The organism is Methanocorpusculum vombati (assembly GCF_026891935.1).
In the GTDB taxonomy this organism is placed as follows: Archaea; Halobacteriota; Methanomicrobia; order Methanomicrobiales; family Methanocorpusculaceae; genus Methanocorpusculum; species Methanocorpusculum vombati.
Genome location: NZ_JAPTGC010000011.1, coordinates 17,046 through 34,954, shown reverse-complemented (window position 1 = coordinate 34,954; position 17,909 = coordinate 17,046). Strand labels below are relative to the sequence as shown.

General features: G+C 54.3%; 14 protein-coding genes. 5 read left to right on the top strand and 9 right to left on the bottom strand.

The features are described from left to right. The first annotated feature begins 34 nt into the window (after positions 1-34). Entirely contained in the window at positions 35-220 is a 186-nt protein-coding gene (locus O0S09_RS08130) for a hypothetical protein (RefSeq protein WP_268923469.1), read from the top strand. On the opposite strand, the gene fdhF (O0S09_RS08125) is transcribed toward O0S09_RS08130, so the two are convergent. Next, the gene (gene fdhF / locus O0S09_RS08125; protein ID WP_268923468.1) at positions 213-2,249 is read right to left on the bottom strand and encodes a formate dehydrogenase subunit alpha; all 2,037 of its coding nucleotides are present in this window, start codon (positions 2,247-2,249) and stop codon (positions 213-215) included. The genes O0S09_RS08130 and fdhF (O0S09_RS08125) overlap by 8 nt on opposite strands. 4 nt (positions 2,250-2,253) lie before the next feature. Continuing rightward, entirely contained in the window at positions 2,254-2,685 is a 432-nt protein-coding gene (locus tag O0S09_RS08120; RefSeq protein ID WP_268923467.1) for a Tfx family DNA-binding protein, read from the bottom strand. Between the two features lie 131 nt (positions 2,686-2,816). Here O0S09_RS08120 and O0S09_RS08115 point away from each other — a divergent pair, with 131 nt between their 5' ends. Then, positions 2,817-3,776 (top strand): molybdopterin molybdotransferase MoeA, encoded by a 960-nt coding sequence (locus O0S09_RS08115; RefSeq protein WP_268923466.1) that lies wholly within the window; start codon positions 2,817-2,819, stop codon positions 3,774-3,776. Between the two features lie 83 nt (positions 3,777-3,859). Here the strand turns inward: O0S09_RS08115 and O0S09_RS08110 are convergent, their stop codons facing one another. The 7 genes from O0S09_RS08110 to cfbA form a co-directional block, all read right to left on the bottom strand. Continuing rightward, positions 3,860-4,447, bottom strand: coding sequence for a carbonic anhydrase (locus tag O0S09_RS08110; protein ID WP_268923465.1), 588 nt, complete (start codon positions 4,445-4,447; stop codon positions 3,860-3,862). A 101-nt stretch (positions 4,448-4,548) separates the two neighbouring features. Beyond that, positions 4,549-5,787: a Coenzyme F420 hydrogenase/dehydrogenase, beta subunit C-terminal domain gene (locus O0S09_RS08105; RefSeq protein ID WP_268923464.1), complete on the bottom strand. Its 1,239-nt coding sequence runs from the start codon at positions 5,785-5,787 to the stop codon at positions 4,549-4,551. 2 nt (positions 5,788-5,789) lie between these two features. After that, positions 5,790-7,859, bottom strand: a complete 2,070-nt coding sequence (gene fdhF / locus O0S09_RS08100; protein WP_268923463.1) for a formate dehydrogenase subunit alpha — start codon at positions 7,857-7,859, stop codon at positions 5,790-5,792. 454 nt (positions 7,860-8,313) lie between these two features. Beyond that, a complete protein-coding gene (gene cfbB, locus O0S09_RS08095; RefSeq protein ID WP_268923462.1) occupies positions 8,314-9,672 on the bottom strand; it encodes a Ni-sirohydrochlorin a,c-diamide synthase in 1,359 nt (452 codons plus the stop codon). Further along, positions 9,669-10,733 (bottom strand): Ni-sirohydrochlorin a,c-diamide reductive cyclase catalytic subunit, encoded by a 1,065-nt coding sequence (cfbD, locus tag O0S09_RS08090; protein ID WP_268923497.1) that lies wholly within the window; start codon positions 10,731-10,733, stop codon positions 9,669-9,671. Before cfbD ends, cfbB begins: the two co-directional genes overlap by 4 nt. Positions 10,734-10,740: 7 nt before the next feature. Continuing rightward, complete coding sequence (gene cfbE, locus O0S09_RS08085) at positions 10,741-11,922, bottom strand: coenzyme F430 synthase (protein WP_268923461.1); 1,182 nt, start codon at positions 11,920-11,922, stop codon at positions 10,741-10,743. Positions 11,923-11,930: 8 nt separating this feature from the next. After that, entirely contained in the window at positions 11,931-12,338 is a 408-nt protein-coding gene (gene cfbA, locus O0S09_RS08080) for a sirohydrochlorin nickelochelatase (protein WP_268923460.1), read from the bottom strand. Between the two features lie 267 nt (positions 12,339-12,605). Between cfbA and hisI the strand changes: the two genes are divergently transcribed. From hisI to leuS, 3 genes are read left to right on the top strand one after another with little or no spacing between them, the layout of a single operon-like run. After that, positions 12,606-12,983 (top strand): phosphoribosyl-AMP cyclohydrolase, encoded by a 378-nt coding sequence (gene hisI / locus O0S09_RS08075; RefSeq protein WP_268923459.1) that lies wholly within the window; start codon positions 12,606-12,608, stop codon positions 12,981-12,983. 44 nt (positions 12,984-13,027) lie between these two features. Further along, positions 13,028-15,061: a PINc/VapC family ATPase gene (locus O0S09_RS08070; RefSeq protein WP_268923458.1), complete on the top strand. Its 2,034-nt coding sequence runs from the start codon at positions 13,028-13,030 to the stop codon at positions 15,059-15,061. A gap of 45 nt (positions 15,062-15,106) precedes the next feature. Then, positions 15,107-17,887, top strand: coding sequence for a leucine--tRNA ligase (gene leuS / locus O0S09_RS08065; RefSeq protein ID WP_268923457.1), 2,781 nt, complete (start codon positions 15,107-15,109; stop codon positions 17,885-17,887). The last annotated feature ends 22 nt before the right edge of the window (positions 17,888-17,909 follow it).

The window sequence follows — 17,909 nt, the reverse complement described above, 5'->3', positions numbered from 1 at the left end:
AACAATATAGCGAAGAAACTCCTACGATATTCCCATGGCAACCAGTTCTGAGGAACAAATCCGCGCAGCATTTACCGCTGAGCAGATAGGATCAGAGATAACCTGCCCGAAGGCACAGGCCATCTGCAAAAAATACGGGATTGAACCGGCATCTCTGGGAGAATACTGCAACAAGGAAGGAATAAAACTGCGCCACTGTATGTTTGGCTGTTTTACCTAATTTTTTCAATTTTTGCAGGCCGGCTGCCTGCATCACGACCGGTTACCGTGTTTTGTACAAGTTCTCTGGTCTCGAACTCAACATAGTGCGATGGCATGAAGAGGGTGCCCGGCAGAATTTCCGTGGTGACCCGGGCAACGGCAGAGGTTGCGCTGTCGCGGGTAATAATGCGGACCGGATCGCCGGATTCAATACCAAGCCGTCCGGCGTCGGTACTGTTGATCTCGACCCAGCCTGATTCTCCGGTACTGGTACTTTTGCGTGCCATTGTCCCGGTATCCCAGTGGAAGATGCAGCGGCCGGTGGTAAATCTGAACGGGTATTCTGTATCAGTGGTTTCCCTAGGAGAATGCCACACAGCAGGAAGAAAGATGCCAAGACCATCGGCGGTTGCGAACCGGTCGGTGTACAGATGCGGAGTTCCGGGATGAACGGCAGTGGGGCACGGCCACTGCATACCGTCCGGAGTCTCAAGCCTGTCGTAATCGAGGCCTGCATACTGAGGAGTGAGTGAGGCAATCTCGGTAAAAATTTCGTCGTAAGAGGACCAGGGAAACTGATCCGCATAGCCAAGCGCTGCGGCGATGTCAGCGATGATTCGCCAGTCGGCTTTTGCTTCACCCGGCGGGGTTGCTGCTCTGTGCCACCGCTGTATCCGTCGTTCGGTACTGGTCTGCGTACCGTCGCGTTCGGCAAAGCAGACTGCAGGCAGCACGACGTCAGCAAACTCGCAGGTTTCGTTGAAGAAAATGTCCTGGACAACGAGAAACTCAAGATTGGTCAGGGCTGCTTTTGCATGGTTTATATCAAGATCAGAGAGGACAGGGTTTTCACCCATAATATACATGGCTTTGAGTTCGCCACTGCCGGAGATCAGGGTATCCATCATTTCCGTGATTTCATAACCGCAGATAGCAGGGGCAATACCGTCGGGGAACTGCCAGGCATCGGTGAATTTTTTGTGGACAACTGCATCGTCAACACGCTGATAGCCGGTGAAATAGAACGGCTGTGCCCCCATGTCGCAGGCACCCTGAATGTTGTTCTGACCGCGGAGAGGATTGATACCGGTTCCCGGACGGCCGATATTTCCGGTCAGAAGCTGGAGATTGGCGATACTGTGGATATTTGCCGCACTGTCCCCCTGTTTGGTGATGCCGGTTGAGTAGATGACAATACAGTCCGGCTGGGCAAGGAGGAATGCCGCGCGTCTAATGTGGTCTTCGGGAACTCCGGTCGCTGCGGAAACAGCGGAAACCGAATAGGCAGGATCCATGATGATATTTTTGAACTCGGCAAATCCCCGGGTACGTTCCGCAATAAAGGCAGTGTTTTCCCATCCGTTCTGCAGAATTTCCTGCATGATGCCGTTGAGGAGCAGGACATCGGTCCCTGCATGGAACTGAAGAGAAAGATCCGCTCCTTCGCCGGTGAAGGTGCGCCGGGGGTCGGCACAGATGTAGGTCGCGCCGCGTTTTTGGGCGAGTGCGATCCGGCGGCCGATCAGCGGATGCTGAGCGAAGGCATTGGAACCAATGACAAAGATCGTCCGGGCAGTTGAGAGATCAGGGATGCTGCCGGTCATCGCCTGACACCCGAAGGAGTCCGCGAGTGGTTCAACGATGGAAGCATGACAGAGCCGTTCGCAGTGATCGATATGGTTGGTTTTCAGAACACCCCGGGCAAACTTCATCATAACATAGTTGTCTTCGTTGGACGTCCTCGGCGAAGAAAGAACACAGAACTCGGAGGGACGGTAGTGCCGGAACCGCTCGGCGATCAACAACACAGCTTCGGTCCAGGAGACAGGAACGAGAGTGCCGTCTTTGCGGATAAGGGGGCGGGTCAGGCGGTCGGGGCTGTTGATGAATTTCCAGGAAGACATGCCGCGGGGACAGAGTTTGCCTTCGTTAACGGGAGAGCGCGTAGATGGAGCGACCCCGACAACTCTGCCGTCCCGTACGACGAGATAGAGACTGCATCCCGTCCCGCAGTAGGGGCAGGTGGTGGGAACATACTTCAGGTCCATTGGGTTATCCTATGTAGAGAATACCGGTTTCGTTGAGGTAGATGTGAATGTCGGATCGAACGGTTGCATCACGGAGTTTTTCCGGAACAGCGATGCGAATCTGGGTAACAAGCGCACCGATGTCGTATTGAATTTTGATGCCGAGCGGCTGGGCTGCTTCATACAGAGTCTGGGGCGCGTGATTGATATCAGTTCCCCGTTTGAGAACACAGATGTGAATGGCATCCATGGAGTACACGAACTCAAGGACATCTTTTGCCATGCGGACATTTTTGAGCGCAGATTTTTCGATGAGACTGATATTGGATTTGTTCGTCTGAAGCATTTCAGAGATCTGCTGCTGGGTCATTCCCATCTTTCGGCACTGGAGAACGGTCTTCTGGCGCTCGGTAAGAATGCTGTCTCTCACGGTGAGATATTCTACGTTTTTTTCCATATAAAATCTGTTGTTGCGGTGAGGCATGGCAGATACTAACTATTATGTGGTTTGTAAACGATTTTGTTAGGTATAATGCGTGAGATATCCGGGATAATTTTGTACCCGCATGCAGGATGCGGGAGGTTTTTATGAGGTCAACCAGGTTTTTACATCTGGTGTCGGCGGAGACAGCAGCAGAGACACTGATTGAGATGGCAAAACGGCTGCCGGAGGAGATGATTCCACTGGAGAAAGCGTGCGGCAGAGTGCTTGCAAAGCCGATTGTTGTGCAAAAAAATAGTGTTTTGTCAAATGAAATGCTGGATGAGGTGATTTCTGAAGGAGAAACAGTGTTTGCGGAGGGGACGATTCTTTCTGCGCGGGATGTAGGAGGGCTGGCAGCGCTGTGTATCGATCCGGTACCGGTTGTGCGGCAGCCGCGGGTCGGAGTTATTTCGACCGGGAATGAACTGGTTCCACCGGCATCAAAGGTGATGACGGGACAGATTCGGGATGCGAACAGTACGCTCCTGATCTCGTATCTCCGTGATTTTGGAGCAATCCCGGTATTTTATGGAATTGTACCGGATGTGGCCGAAAAACTGACCGAGACATTACGGCGTGCGGCAGAGGAGTGTGATCTGGTGGTGGTTTCGGGAGGAAGTTCAAAGGATGAACGGGATGTGACGGCAGGGGTAATTGCACAGCTTGGAACCGTACGGATCCATGGAGTCTCGGTTGCGCCGGGAAAACCGTTAATCATCGGAACGGCAAAAGACACACCAGTGATTGGACTTCCGGGAAATCCGGCTTCAGTGTATATGATTACGCAGGTGTTTGTGACCCCGATGCTGCGAAAAATGACGGGAGAGCCGGCTGTGGAGCGGACTGTTAGAGCGGTTCTTTCGATGAGTTTTCCGTCGGAACGGGGACGCGAAGATCTGGTCCGGGTAAAGTTCCGTCCGGATGGAACGGTGGAACCATGTCTGGGGAAGTCAGGGCTGCTGAATACCCTTGTCCACAGTGACGGGTATCTCCGGGTACCGGCAGGAGTTGACGGGCATGAGGCAGGAGAAGAGGTGGAGGTGCATCTCTGGCAGGGTTGCTGAATGGTTACAGGAACCGGGAAAATCAAAAGCAATTGGGATATGCAGCCGGATGATATGTTCCGGAAAAATGTGAGGTAAAATATTCAGGCAATTCTGGAAAGAACGCCGGTGTTCAGATCATAGTATAATCCGTGCACCTCCAGAGCCCCGCTCTTTTCCGCATCGGTGACCAGCGGATAGGTTCTGAGATGCTCCATCTGGAGACGGATATTTTCGATCTCAATCTCTTTTTTGCGTGCTGCCTTCTCTTCAGGAGTTGATGCGGGCTTACCGAGCCGTGCATCAACCCGGACCTGGGCTTCACGGGCATTGTTGATCCACATCGGAATATAGGCATCGCCCGTCATATCTGCATCAAGTGCCTTGAGTGCACCGCAGTCGGAGTGACCGCAGATCACAATATCCTTGACTTTAAGATGACGCACGGCATACTCAAGAACCGTTGCAAAGTTCCAGTCATGCGTGGGAACAATGTTGCCGATGTTTCGGTGGGTAAACAACTCTCCCGCACGGCAGTGGGTAATCCGCTCCGCATTGACACGCGAATCGGAACAGCCGATCCACAGAACCGTCGGGTGCTGGGACTCGACCAGAGTCATATACCGATCCTTTTTCCGCTCGAAATCCTTCTCGAGGAAAATCTTGTTGCCTTCAATGAAACTATCAATCATTTTCTGTATCACCTTGTTGTCTGTTGTGAAAAAGAGGAGACGCATCCGGTCTGCCCGTAAGGCAGCCCGGATACATGTCCGGAAAAAGTATGTGAGAAAGATTACTCTTTGAAGACGTTTTCAAAGATCATGTCCGAGCCGGTTGCATTGAGACGTGCACGTTCCTCGGTCTCCTCAGCATAGGAGAGGACCGGCATCGTCATGTCGTAACCCGGCTTGTGGCCGAACATCTTTTCAAGTTCTACCTGCTGGGCGTGCATATAGAGTGAGTTCGGAATGTCCATCGGACAGAGTTCACTGCACTGACCGCAGTTGATACAGGAGTCCGCAATGTGGGCAAAGCGGATCATCTGGAACATGAAGTCCGGCGGAATGATTCCCGGGCGGACCAGGTGCGGTTTCTTCGTCGAACACTCGACACAGTAACAGATCGGACAGTTCTCAATACAGCCGTAGCATTTGATACACTTGGAGGACTGCTGCATGATCTTGTTGAGTCTCTCAGTTCCGGTTCCGAGTTCGGCGAACTGCTTCTCCTGCGCCTTCTTTCCCATCTTGATCATGACGTTCTCGATCTTTCCGCGGATCTCAAGGCCCTTTGCCTCTGGTGCACAGGAATCGATTGCTCCTGCCTTCTGTGCTGCATCAAAGAGCATCGCACCCTTCTCTGAGCAGATCTCAACAAAGGTTGCCTTACCTGCCTTCTCACCGATAACACCCCAGTTACCGCATGCGAGATCGCACTGACGCGGAACCTTGGTCTCACAGCGCTGGCAGTTCTTGCGGCGTCCGTATCCTTCCTCTTCCAGCTCGTCAATCGAGATACCTTTCTCCTGACCGTCCTTGGTGAAGATGATGAACTTACCCTTGTCGATCTCCTCTTTTACGACATCGTCAGGGTTGACCCCGTACTTCTCACGGATCATTCTGCGTGCCGGCATCGGAGAGACGGAACCGCCACAGTTGAGACCAATGGAGATGACATTGTCCAGATTGATCTGCTGGCGTTTGCCCAGTTCCAGGAGCGCCTTTGCATCACATCCCTTGCAGGTGACGGCGACTTTGATGTCTTTTGCACCGTTCAGGTACTTCTTGATGAGTTTTGGCAGAAGCAGCGTTCCGCAGTGGAGGGACCCTGCACAGGAGTCAAGGTCTGCTGGGTTGGTAATGAAGACCGGCTGCGGGTCATAGACATCGACACCTTTCTTCACGGTCAGAACAACATCCACAATCTTGTTCTCAAGCGCATACTTCAGGAGGGAGATGACAGCTCCGCCGCACTCGCCTTTGATATCGCAGGACTTGGTCCATGCGTAGTACATATCGCCTTTTGCTGACATTTTTAGGCCTCCATCTTCTTCACATTCACCGCACAGACCTTGAACTCCGGAGTCCGGGATACCGGATCGTATGCCGTGTTGGTAACGAGGTTTGCACGTGCTTCGGTAAAGTGGAACGGCATGAAGAACACACCCTCTTTGATAAGCGGGGTGACCCGTGCGTTGACGGCAACCTCACCGCGGCGGCTGTAGAGGATAACCTTCTCACCGTCTGCAATGTTGTATTTTGCAGCGTCTGCCGGGTTCATTTCGAGCCATGCGGTTGGTGCATCGCGGTCAAGCTGTTCGCATCTGCGGGTCATGGATCCGCTTGGCCAGTGCCAGATAGTAGCTCCGGTGGTCAGCCAGATCGGATAGTCGCTGTCGATAACTTCGGCAGGTGCACGGTGCTCGATTGCCTGAAGTTTTGCTTTGCCGTCCGGCATACCGGCGAACTTGTCGATGTGGAGAATCGGGGTTCCCGGGTGGTCCTCGGTCGGGCAGGGCCACTGGATACCGTCTCCGTCGAGTTTTGCGTAGGTGATACCTGCATACTGCGGGGTGATACCGCGCATCTCGTTGAAGACATCCTCGGTAGTTTCCCAGGTGAAGTACTTGCCGTAGCCCATCTTCTCTGCGATCATCTTCATGATCTCCCAGTCGAGTTTGGACTCGCCGGGTGCATCGGCTGCCTTTCTGAATCTCTGGACACGGCGTTCTGCATTGGTCTGGGTTCCGTCTTCCTCTGCGTAGCAGGAACCTGGCAGAACAACGTCTGCGTATTTCGTGGTCTCGGTCTCAAAGATATCCTGCACCACGAGGAACTCACAGTTTTCCATTGCCTGTTCGACACCCTTGGAGTTCGGGTCGGACATAACCGGGTTCTCACCCATGAGGTAGAGACACTTCAGTTTGTCGGGATGCTCTTCAAAGGTTTCGAGCATCTCCGGAATGTGCAGACCGAGTTTTCCGTTCGGCACTTCGTCAACGCCCCAGTAGTCTGCGACCTTCTTGGCGAGGTCAGGGTTCATGACGCTGAGGTAACCGGCGTAGACGTTCGGCAGTGCACCCATATCGCAGGAGCCCTGCACGTTGTTCTGACCGCGGAGTGCGTTGACACCGCATCCGGGTTTGCCGATGTTGCCGAGAAGAGTCTGGACGAATGCGATGGAACGCACGTTGTCGACACCAACCGTGTGCTGGGTGATTCCCAGACAGTGGACGAAGGCGGTCTTGTGCTGGCATTCGCGGAGCCACTCAAGGGCCTGCTCGATCTTTTCTGCCGGTACACCACATACGACAGAGGTGTTTTCGATGCTGTATTTGTCCTGAGTGACACAGGCTTTGAGTTCTTCGTAGCCGTTGGTCCGGTTCTTGACGAACTCTTCGTCAACCCATCCGCGCTCAATGATCTGTTTCATCAGACAGTTGAGGAGCTGGATATCGGTTCCCGGGAAGTGCTGGATGTGCAGGTGTGCCTGCTTGGCGGTCGGCGTGACACGCGGGTCGCAGACAATGATGTGTGCACCCTTTTCCTTGGCCTGCATGATTCTGCGGCCGGCAAGCGGGTGGGCCTCGAAGTTGTTGGAGCCGATGATGAAGACACAGTCGGCGATTGCGAGGTCGTCAAAAGAGTTGGTCGAAGCACCGGAGCCGAAGACCATGTTCAGACCGGCAACGGTCGGGGCGTGGCACAGACGGGCACAGTGGTCAACGTTCGGGGTCTTTAAGACGATTCTTGCGAACTTCTGCATTGCGTAGTTGTCTTCGTTACAGCAGCGGGCAGAGGAGATGACTGCGATCTCTTCAGGGCTGTATTTCTTGAAGTTTTCGGCAATGACTGCGAGGGCTTCGTCCCAGGTTGCGGCCTTGAACTCGCCGGTTGCTTTGTCTTTGATAAGAGGTGTCTTCAGACGGTCTTCGGAGACAATGAACTCCCAGCCGAAGATTCCCTTCGGGCAGAGTTTGCCTTCGTTCACCGGGCCGCGCTGGCACGGCTGGACACCAGAGATCTTGCCGTCCTTTACCACCAGGTTAAAGGTACAGCCTGCACCGCAGTACGGGCAGGTCGTGGTTACATACTTGATTTCCATGGATAAACCTCGGATACTATAACCTCTGTAAAGACGGCATAAATACCTATCCAGATTTTTGTGATTTTTGTATGTTATCGGTGGGTGTACGATTTTTGTTCAGACCCCTGAATTCAATTTGTTCCATTAATATAATTTACAGGTTAAACATATTTGCAGAGTGGGCGCGCATTTTGCGGGATCTGATCGCAGATTTTCAGATTGTGTAATTGGATAAACTAACCTTGATTTATTTTCCAAAAATAAATTGCAAAAATCATTTCCATATATATAGGATTCCCTGACGGAGATGTTGTTCGTAAATCCGTTTACGGAGATCGTGATCCCGGAAAAAATTTCGTCAGAAGAGTTCGGGAAAAAAGAAAACCGGTTCTCTTTTCGTGTAGCTGTTCCTGTGCTGCACACCCAGACAGCCGCAGCCGCATTTTTCAAAAAGAACATACCGCCCCGTCACTTACAGCCCGAAGAAACTCTTCAGCATTGCCCGTGACGACACCGGCATCAGGTGCGTATACGCTCCCAATGTCCGGCGTACCACTGCACCGTCCTGTCCGTTGGCGATGCCGGTACCGCGGGAAAGCCGGTATGCATACCGTACCCCTGCATCCATCGAAATACCACTGTAATGGAACTCATGCCCGCGGAACAGAAACTCACCGTCCGGAAAAGACGCGGTCCCGACCACATACCCGAGTGCCTTTTTTACCGGCATCCGCGTATCCCCCGCAAACACCCCGCACATCTCGCAGGAAAGACGCTCGTCGCGTCCCTGCCATCCCTGCTCAAGCGTAAGCGAACGCGTCAGATACATCAGTCCCCCGCACTCCGCATAGATCGGCACATCGTTCTCCGCTGTTTCCTGTACCGCCTCCCGCATCGCATCATTTCGTTCCAGCTCCTCCAGAAACAGCTCGGGATACCCGCCGCCAAAGACATATCCGTCCGCCTCCGGCAGCCGGTCATGTACCGGACTGAAGTGCACAACCTCCGCACCAAGACTCCGCAAAACCGCATTCAGCTCCCCGTAATAGAAATTAAATGCCTCATCGTATGCAACCGCAATCCGCATTGAAGGGTCCGGCTGCGTATCCAGCATACCGCATACCGCATTCGGACGGGGTGTCCGATCCTGTGCCGTCTCACGAATCCGGTCGATGTCCACATACTCCCCGATCACGTTCGTGATAAAGGAGATCCTGTCATGGAACTCCGCAGTATCCGAACCCTCACGATAGGGAACAAGACCCAGATGCCGCATGGCAAGCTCCATCTCCTGCCTTCGCGGAACCGCCCCCAGAACCGGAATCCCGCAGTAATGCTCAACTGCCTTGGTTGCCTTTCCGATATGGCGTTCACCCATCACATTATTCAGAATCACCCCTTCGATCCTGATATCCGGGTCAAACGCCGCAAACCCCTTTACCAGCGCAGCAGCGCTCCGCGTAATGCTCCGGGCATTGATCACCAGAATCACCGGCAGATCAAACATTTTTGCAACGGATGCCGTACTGCCGACATCGGTCAGCGCATCCACGCCCTCATACAAACCCCGCACGCCTTCCACAATACCGTACTCGGCCCCTTCGGACCCGTAGCAGAACAGGCCCGCCGTCTCCTCGGCCGTCTGCACAAACGTATCCAGATTATACGACGGTCTGCCGGTTACCCCTGCAAGATACGACGTATCGATATAATCCATAGCAACCTTGTAGGTCTGCACCGCAGACTCCTGCGCGAGCAGACCTGCAATTGCAAGCGTCACACTCGTCTTTCCCGCACCCGACCGGTCACCTGAGATCAAAAGCGATCTCATGCAACGCTCCGGAGCACCGCCCCGAACTCACTCTCCACAATCTCATGGACGCCCAGCGTCTTGGGATGCAGATCGATCTCAACCATCACATGAGCATGCCCCTGCTCTTTCAGGGGAGCTACCTGCCGCGGTCCGTTCGTAACGGAGAACACGGTAATACCGGCGAGGGCTTCGGGCGCGACCGCATGCGGAACGCCAACCAGCAAAATAAAGTCGGGATGGGATTCGGCAATCTTTGCGGCAATCGCCGTACCGTTCTCCCCGTACTCATCCAGCGCACCGCAGAGAACCGGGGTTACTCCGCGTTCCCGCATCTGCGCAAGAATAGCCGCAGCATCGCCCCGGACTTTGGGAAGACCCCGTTCCTCAAGATTTGCCAGATACCCGATATTTGCATCGGGAACCGCATCATGCAGTGCGAGAAGCTCATCGGCAAACATGTATGCGGTCTCTTTCTTTGCGTTCATGATCGCAAGACCGCGTTTACCGGACCGCGCAAGCGCAAGCAGTTCTGCTGCCGCCACATGTTTCAGATCGCCGCGGGACGGTGCAATGTAGGTCTTGCAGGCAGCCCCGCGTGCACGTTCCGTGGCATTCGCCGCCGCAAGCACACGCCGCTGCCGTTCAAGCTCCTCGGAACTGATCCAGCCTGCCGCCGCCGCCGGTTCAAGGGCGGCAATCACACCATCAATATTTTCACGGAATCCCGCATGGATATTCACCGCAATCGCCGGAGTGGAAATACCGGACGCCTCAATTGCCGCCTCCATATCCTCACCGATGATCATCGAGACGCAGGTACCCACGACCGCGATCTTCTTTGGCGCAAACTCCTCCTCGGCGTACCGGAGTACATCTTCAAGAAGCCGCTGGCCGCCGAAGATGAACTCTTCGTCACCAAGCGAGGTAGTCAGAACACGGATGCCGTCCTCCTCCAGAAGTCTGGCATGCTTAAACGAACACCCGGACGGACCGTGCAGAATCGCAAGATCCACATCCAGGTCCCGCAGCGTGTACAATGCTGCAACAATCGAACTCGGACGGGGCTGAACATATCTCATCGTCATATTATCTCCATGTTTTTGCCGCGAGGAGGACAGAACCTCCGGTGTTTTTGGCAAGGTCAGCAGCTGCGGCGGATGCTTCTGAAAGGGTTGTGCAGACCGCGTCTGCATCCGGGAACTGCCCGGCACAGTCATCTGTTTCTGCAATGATCACCAGATGTGCGGGACGGACAGCAGAAACCGCCCGGCGGATCTCAGATACCGGAAACCCTTCGCAGACCGCGTGATGCTCCATCCCGATCACCAGCACGATCTGTCTGCCGGGGCGCATTCTGCGCAGGTAGGCTGCGGCTTCAATCGTAGTGTCTGCGTTTGTTCCGCTGTTTGCATTGTCGAGAAACGGCACACCGTTTTTCTCGGAAAGCTGCATCCTCCCTGAAAGCGCGGAAAAATCCGCAAGTTTTTCCACCGGCAGTCCGAGCAGCAGACCCGCCGCCGCCGCCGCCGATAGTGCTGCCCGGTATCCGGCAAGGGTCAGGAGAGGATTGGTCACCTCACCGCCGTCAAAGGAGAGTACATCGTCTTCAACGCTGACCAGATCTTCGATAACCTGCCAGCCCATTTGTACCGGCACGCCGCGCGGTACCAGCACCGTCCTGCATGCCGCAAGACTTCTGCACTTCTCCTGAAGCGCGCTTTTTGAACCTCCCGCAATGGCATAATCATCTGCGGAGGTGAGAATTCCCAGTGTCCCAAACCCTGCAACTCCGACGGACTCCTCTGCAATCAGCCACGCGGCCCCGCAGTTCCGCGCGGCAGTGCATGCTGCAATCACCGAGGCTGGTGTAATACTTTTCCTCCACAACAGTTCGGACTCCGGCATCCGGAACGTTCCGCTGCTTGTGTGCAGAATACCGTAGCCGGTTCCGGTCATCAGATGCGCCAGAGCAAACGCGGTTGTGGTTTTTCCGCGTGCACCGGTGATCTCAACAGAAATACGGGGAGGAACAACCAGTTCCCGCACCATTTCATGATGCGTTTTCACGGGCGCTTTTGCCAGCAGCGGGTAGGAAGGGGTCAGATGCACGGGGGCGGTGACCAGATCATAGCTGCGGGAAGCGGCGGTCTGTTCCGGAACGCCGGTTCCCCGGTACACATCCACGGCGTCAACGGTGTCGCCGCGCTGCTGCAACGCTGCTGCAATGTCTGCACCGCCATGGATTGTATCGAGAACCAGTATCCGCATACGAAAATTCAGAGATGGGTAGCTACTGCTTTTTCTGCATTTTTGAGCATCAGCTCTGCAAGCAGCGGATCAATGCCGATAGGCTCCGCATACACAACCGGTATTTCCCTGCCGTCTGCGAGCGTGAATACACCGCGGTTGGACCCGCTCTCCAGACCCAGAAGCCCCGGAATGTCGCGGAGCACGTGGATTCCTTTTGCAAGGAACAGGGGCACAACAACCAGAAGGTCCAAGTCTTCTCCGCGCATTGCATCAAGACCTTCGGGAACAGTCGGGACGCTGTTCTCCATGAAACAGGATTTGATCAGGTATTCATCGGTTTTTTCAGCCATCATCTGTGCGGTGGTGGTGATCAGTTCTTTATTGTACTGCAGTCTGCTTCCGTGTCCGACCAGCAGGAGACCTTTCTTGCTCATAATATTGTATTAGCGGCGGGAGGTTAAAAAAAGTGTGAATAATCCGGAGAAATCGTAGCACTGGATTTAGCAGGGGAAGCAAAGCAGGAATCACAATTGCCGGCGGGCGGGTTGTAAATGGGCAGAACGAAATTTCAAAAATCCCTCCATCCCGCTCACACAGGACTTTCTGAAACAAGATTCCAGAAAAAACAACAAAATATTCTTCACAGCAGTACCTCACGCCCCAACTCCTTAATTTTCTCCCCGCCCATATACATAGCAGAAATGGCCGACTTACTCGACTCCCTCACTTATGACGGCGGACTCATTCCCGTGATCGTTCAGGACGCCGCAACCCGGACCGTCCTCATGTTTGCCTACGCAAACCCCGAAGCCGTCGCGCTCACCAGAGATACAGGATTTGCCCACTACTACAGCCGTTCAAGACAGAAACTCTGGAAAAAAGGAGAAGAGTCCGGCCACCTGCAAAAGGTCTGCGAGATCCGTGTTGACTGCGACGCCGACTGTCTCCTCTACCTTGTGGAACAGACCGGCTGTGCATGCCACGAAGGATACTTCAGCTGCTTTTTCCGTACCATTGACGGCAGGACCATACTCCCCTTACTTAAAGACCCGCAGAAAATCTATCACAAAATACAGTAGATCTAATAAGATATTGGCAACCCATACATAATGGTAGATTTTTTATGATACTCGTACCGGATACAAGCGTCGTCATCGACGGACGCGTCACCGCCCTCATAGAACAGGGTGAATATCGTGGCGCAACGATAATTATACCCGAAGCCGTCTTCGCCGAACTCGAAGCACAGGCCAATCAGGGAAGAGAAATAGGGTTCTCCGGCCTCGCAGAACTACAGAAGCTTTGCAGAATGAAGGACGAAGGACTCATCAATCTTGAATATGTAGGCGTTCGCCCCAAACTGGAACAGGTCAAACTCGCCGGTGGGGGAGAGATTGACAGCATGATCCGGGAGGTTGCCATCGCCCACAATGCAACGTTCCTGACCAGTGACTACGTCCAGGCCGAGGTCGCGCGTGCAAAAGGAATCAACGTCGTCTTCCTCAGACCGGAAATCACCGACAACTTTGCCCCGCTGTTAATCGATGCATTCTTCGACGAAAACACCTTCGCCGTATATCTCAAGGAACGTGTCGCGCCCTACGCCCGCAAAGGAACAATCCGCGAATCAAAACTTGTCACTATCCGTGATGCACCCGCAACCGAATATGAACTGCGGGCAATTGCACAGGAGTGTCTCGAGCGCGCCAAACGCCACCCGGACGGATTTGTCGAGGTTGAAATGCCGGGTGTTACCGTATCGCAGATCGGCTCCATGCGCATCACCACAACACGCCCGCCGTTCTCGGACGGTATCGAAATAACCATCGTCCGGCCGACCCGCGAGGTCTCCTTTGACTCCTACAACTATGCAGCCGCACTCAAAGAACGGCTGAACATCGGAAACGGCGGTATGCTCATCGTCGGAACTCCGGGTTCGGGCAAGTCAACCCTTGAACAGAACATTGCGACCTACCTTTCCGCAGAAAACTACATTGTCAAGACCATCGAGTCGCCGCGCGACCTCATGGTGCCGGACAAGATCACCCAGTACACTGCTCTTGACGGCAGCATCTCCGCAACCGGCGAGGTGCTTACCCTGCTCCGGCCCGACTACGTGGTGTTTGACGAAATGCGCAGATCCGAGGAGCTTGCAGTCTTCGCCGATCTCCGCCTCTCCGGCATCCGGGTCATCGGCGGCCTGCACGCGCGTTCAGCACCGGATGCATTAATCCGGCTTGCAAGCCTCGTGGACCTCAATCTCATCCCGCAGATCGTCGCAACGGTGGTCTTTGTCAAGAGCGGCGACATCACCGATCTGTACAGTGTCAGTACAGTCTTTGGAGTACCTGCAGCACTTGAAAGAATCGGCGACCCGCAGGTCAGACCTATTGTCCGGTTTACGAACATTATCACAGGTGTTGTTGCCGCTGAGGCATTCCGCTACGAAGGCGAAGTTACCGTCACTTCCGGCGGCGGTATTCACCCTGCAGAACAGCCGCAGACATCATCCGCAGCTGTGCAGGTGATCAATGCAGCTCCCGCAGAGGTCGTCGAGACAACCGCCACCTCCGTGACGGAATCCTCCCCCGTGGAAGATGGCGCCGAGGATGACGCATCCCATATCCCGCCGCCGATTCATACTATGCCGACCTATGAGGTCACCGAGGATAATCCTGCATGGCTCGTCCTCGAAAAAGAGATCCAAAAAGAGATCTGCCGCTTCACCGAAGGTGAGATCATCGTCAGAATGATCAATGACACCAAAGCTGCGGTCTATATTGAAGATGCAGATGTTCCGGCAGCCATCGGCAAAGCCGGAAAGAACATTGCCGCAGTTGTCAGTAAAGTGGGTGTCGGTATTGACGTCCGCCCGCTAAGTGACCTGCCGGGACGGGAGGTCTCTACTCCGGCAGCACCGACCGGCACAGCCGCTGCCGGTGCATTCAAGATCAGAAGTGAGAAAAAGCAGCTCGCGCTCATCTGCCCGGAATACAGCAACAAGATCGTTGATCTCTTCTCGGGCAAGGAGTACCTGTTCACCGCAACGGTTGATGCACGCGGCGAGATTCATCTTGCCCGGAACAGCAGCATCGCCATGGAGATGATCCGCCGCTACGGTGCAGGCGAGGAGCTGAAGATTCGTCCGGTGGACTAACAATACAATATTCATAAGGTGGTTAATTTGGCAAAAGAGTTCGTAATGAGTGAAATTGAGCAGGAAATCCGCAAAACATGGATTCCTGCCTTTGAGTCGAATCCCGCAGAAGACAAGGAAAAGTTCTATATCAACGTTGCATTCCCCTATCCGAGCGGTGCAATGCATGTCGGCCACGGCAGGACTTATATCGTGCCGGATGTGGTTGCACGGTTCTGGAGGATGCAGGGGAAGCAGGTGCTGTTCCCGATGGCATTCCATGTTACCGGTGCCCCGGTACTCGGTATTGCAAAGCGGATTGCAAAAAAGGATGAAAAGACCCTGAAACTCTACGGCGGTCTCTACCGCGTGCCGCAGGAGACGCTGGATTCCTTTACGGATCCGATTGTGATCGTGAACTACTTCGCCGATGAGTACGAGCGCGTGATGAAACAGCTTGGTCTTTCGATCGACTGGCGCCGCCGGTTCACGACGATTATTCCGCAGTACAGCAAGTTCATTGAGTGGCAGTACTCCCACATCTATGGTCAGGGCAAGGTTGTCAAAGGTGAGTACCCGGTACGGTACTGCCCGAACTGTGATCAGCCGGTGGGTGATCATGATCTGCTGGAGGGTGACTCGGCAGAGATTATGCATTTCGTGTTTGTGAAGTATCCGTTCGGTGAGTTTGTTATCCCGACGGCAACACTCCGGCCTGAGACGATCTTCGGGGTGACGAATCTGTGGGCAAACCCGGAGGTTACGTACCTGAAGGCAGAGGTTGACGGCGAGAAGTGGATCATCAGCCGGGAAGCGGCGGAGAAACTCCGGATGCAGAAACACACGGTGACCGAGATTGGTACGATCTCCGGCGCAGACCTCGTGGACCAGGCAGCGACACATCCGGTTTCGGGTGCTGCGGTGCCGATCCTTCCGGCATCGTTTGTTGATCCGGATATGGGTTCGGGTTTGGTGATGAGCGTTCCGGCACATGCACCGTTTGATTACATTGCACTCCGCGATCTCCAGCAGCAGGGCAAATATACGGACATTGTCCCCATTCCGCTGGTGACTGTCCCCAACTTCGGAAAGATTCCGGCACAGGAGATTGTAGAGAACAATAAGATTCCGCATCAGGATGATCCCCGGATGGATGAGCTGACGCAGGAACTGTACACGGCGGAGTTTTCCAAAGGTAAACTGAACGAGAACTGTGGTGAGCATGCAGGCAAATCTGTGCGTCAGGCACGTGAGGATGTGACCCGCGAGTTTGTGGATACACGCGGAAGTATTGTCTTCCATGATATGAGCGAGAAGCGCGTTATCTGCCGCTGCGGTAACCGCGTGTATGTGAAAATTCTGGATGATCAGTGGTTCCTGAACTATGCAGACCCGGCATGGAAGGAGCAGATTCATGCCCAGCTGCCGAAAGTGGCACTGGTACCGCCGGAGGTCAGGGCTGAGTTTGAGCGCACAGTTGACTGGCTGAAGGAATGGCCGTGTACCCGCCGTGTGGGTCTGGGCACGCATGTACCGTGGGATCCGAAGTGGCTGTTTGAGCCGCTGTCCGACTCGACGATCTATATGTCGTATTACACGATCGCCCACAAGATTACGAAGATCGATGCGGAGAAGCTGACGCCTGCGGTGTTTGATTACATCTTCCTCGGAATCGGGGACTGTAATGCTCTGCCGGTGGATGCGGCTACTCTGAAAGAGCTTCGTTCCGAATTCCTGTACTGGTATCCGTACGATTACCGGTTCAGTGCAAAGGATCTGATCTCAAACCACCTGACGTTCCAGCTGTTCCACCACCGGGCAATTTTCCCGGACGAGCTTCAGCCGAAAGGTATGGTTGTGTTCGGCATGGGTCTTCTGAACGGCATGAAGATGTCGTCGTCGAAGGGCAATGTGTTCCTGCTGGAGGATGCGGCAAACGAGTTCGGTGCGGATACGGTTCGTATGTTCCTGGTGGGCAGTGCGGAGCCGTGGCAGGACTTTGACTGGAGAAATGAACTGGTTCTGTCGGTGAAGAAGCAGATCGAACGCATGTGGCAGATGGTGCTGGACGCTTCTTCGGCAAGCGGGTCTGCACCGATTGATGCATGGCTGATCTCCCGTCTGCAGCACCGGATTGATGCGGCTACGAAGGCGCTTGCGGCGTTCCAGACCCGGCAGGCTTTGCAGGAGGCATACAACGGTATTGTTTCGGATCTTGCCTGGTACCGCCGCCGGCTGCCGGAGGGTTCAAGCGGTACGGCTGTGCTCCATGAGGTTACTTCCGCATGGATTCGCCTGATGGCTCCGGTTATTCCCTATACCGCAGAGAAGCTGTGGGCGGAGACGGGGCACGAAGGTCTTGTTTCCTTTGCTCCCTGGCCGGTTGCGGATCCGGCACTGGTAAACGGGGACATTGAGGTTTCCGAAGAGCTGCTCCTGCGGACGGTTGAAGATATCCAGTCGATCCTGAAGCTGGTGCAGATCGAAGCAAAGAAAGTGACGCTGTTTGTGGCACCGGCATGGAAGCATCAGGTGTTCGGTATCGTTGCCGCTGCCGAGGATAAGCGCAATGTGGTGAAGACGGTAATGGCTGATGCGGATCTGCGTGCAAAGGGCAAGGAGGCAACGGATGCAGCTGTCCAGACGGTGAAGCTGATTCACAGTCTGCCGCCGGAGCTTGTGGCATCGATTGCCGCAGGTGTGGATGAGTTTGCAATTTTCTCTGCAGCACAGGCATTCCTGGAGAAGGAGTCAGGCCTTGCGGTTGAGATTGTTGCGGCAGAGTCAAGTGCACATCCGAAGGGACGTATGGCACTGCCGTTTAAGCCTGCAATTGTAATAGAATAATTTCCTTTTTTTTCGTTCGTGC

Coding starts and splice junctions, on each gene's coding strand:
- O0S09_RS08130 (WP_268923469.1), top strand. CDS start 35: ATGGCAACCAGTTCTGAGGAACAAATCCGCGCAGCATTTACCGCTGAG.
- fdhF (WP_268923468.1), bottom strand. CDS start 2,249: ATGGACCTGAAGTATGTTCCCACCACCTGCCCCTACTGCGGGACGGGA.
- O0S09_RS08120 (WP_268923467.1), bottom strand. CDS start 2,685: ATGGAAAAAAACGTAGAATATCTCACCGTGAGAGACAGCATTCTTACC.
- O0S09_RS08110 (WP_268923465.1), bottom strand. CDS start 4,447: ATGATTGATAGTTTCATTGAAGGCAACAAGATTTTCCTCGAGAAGGAT.
- cfbA (WP_268923460.1), bottom strand. CDS start 12,338: ATGAGCAAGAAAGGTCTCCTGCTGGTCGGACACGGAAGCAGACTGCAG.
- O0S09_RS08105 (WP_268923464.1), bottom strand. CDS start 5,787: ATGTCAGCAAAAGGCGATATGTACTACGCATGGACCAAGTCCTGCGAT.
- O0S09_RS08115 (WP_268923466.1), top strand. CDS start 2,817: ATGAGGTCAACCAGGTTTTTACATCTGGTGTCGGCGGAGACAGCAGCA.
- leuS (WP_268923457.1), top strand. CDS start 15,107: ATGAGTGAAATTGAGCAGGAAATCCGCAAAACATGGATTCCTGCCTTT.
- hisI (WP_268923459.1), top strand. CDS start 12,606: ATGGCCGACTTACTCGACTCCCTCACTTATGACGGCGGACTCATTCCC.
- cfbE (WP_268923461.1), bottom strand. CDS start 11,922: ATGCGGATACTGGTTCTCGATACAATCCATGGCGGTGCAGACATTGCA.
- cfbD (WP_268923497.1), bottom strand. CDS start 10,733: ATGAGATATGTTCAGCCCCGTCCGAGTTCGATTGTTGCAGCATTGTAC.
- fdhF (WP_268923463.1), bottom strand. CDS start 7,859: ATGGAAATCAAGTATGTAACCACGACCTGCCCGTACTGCGGTGCAGGC.
- O0S09_RS08070 (WP_268923458.1), top strand. CDS start 13,028: ATGATACTCGTACCGGATACAAGCGTCGTCATCGACGGACGCGTCACC.
- cfbB (WP_268923462.1), bottom strand. CDS start 9,672: ATGAGATCGCTTTTGATCTCAGGTGACCGGTCGGGTGCGGGAAAGACG.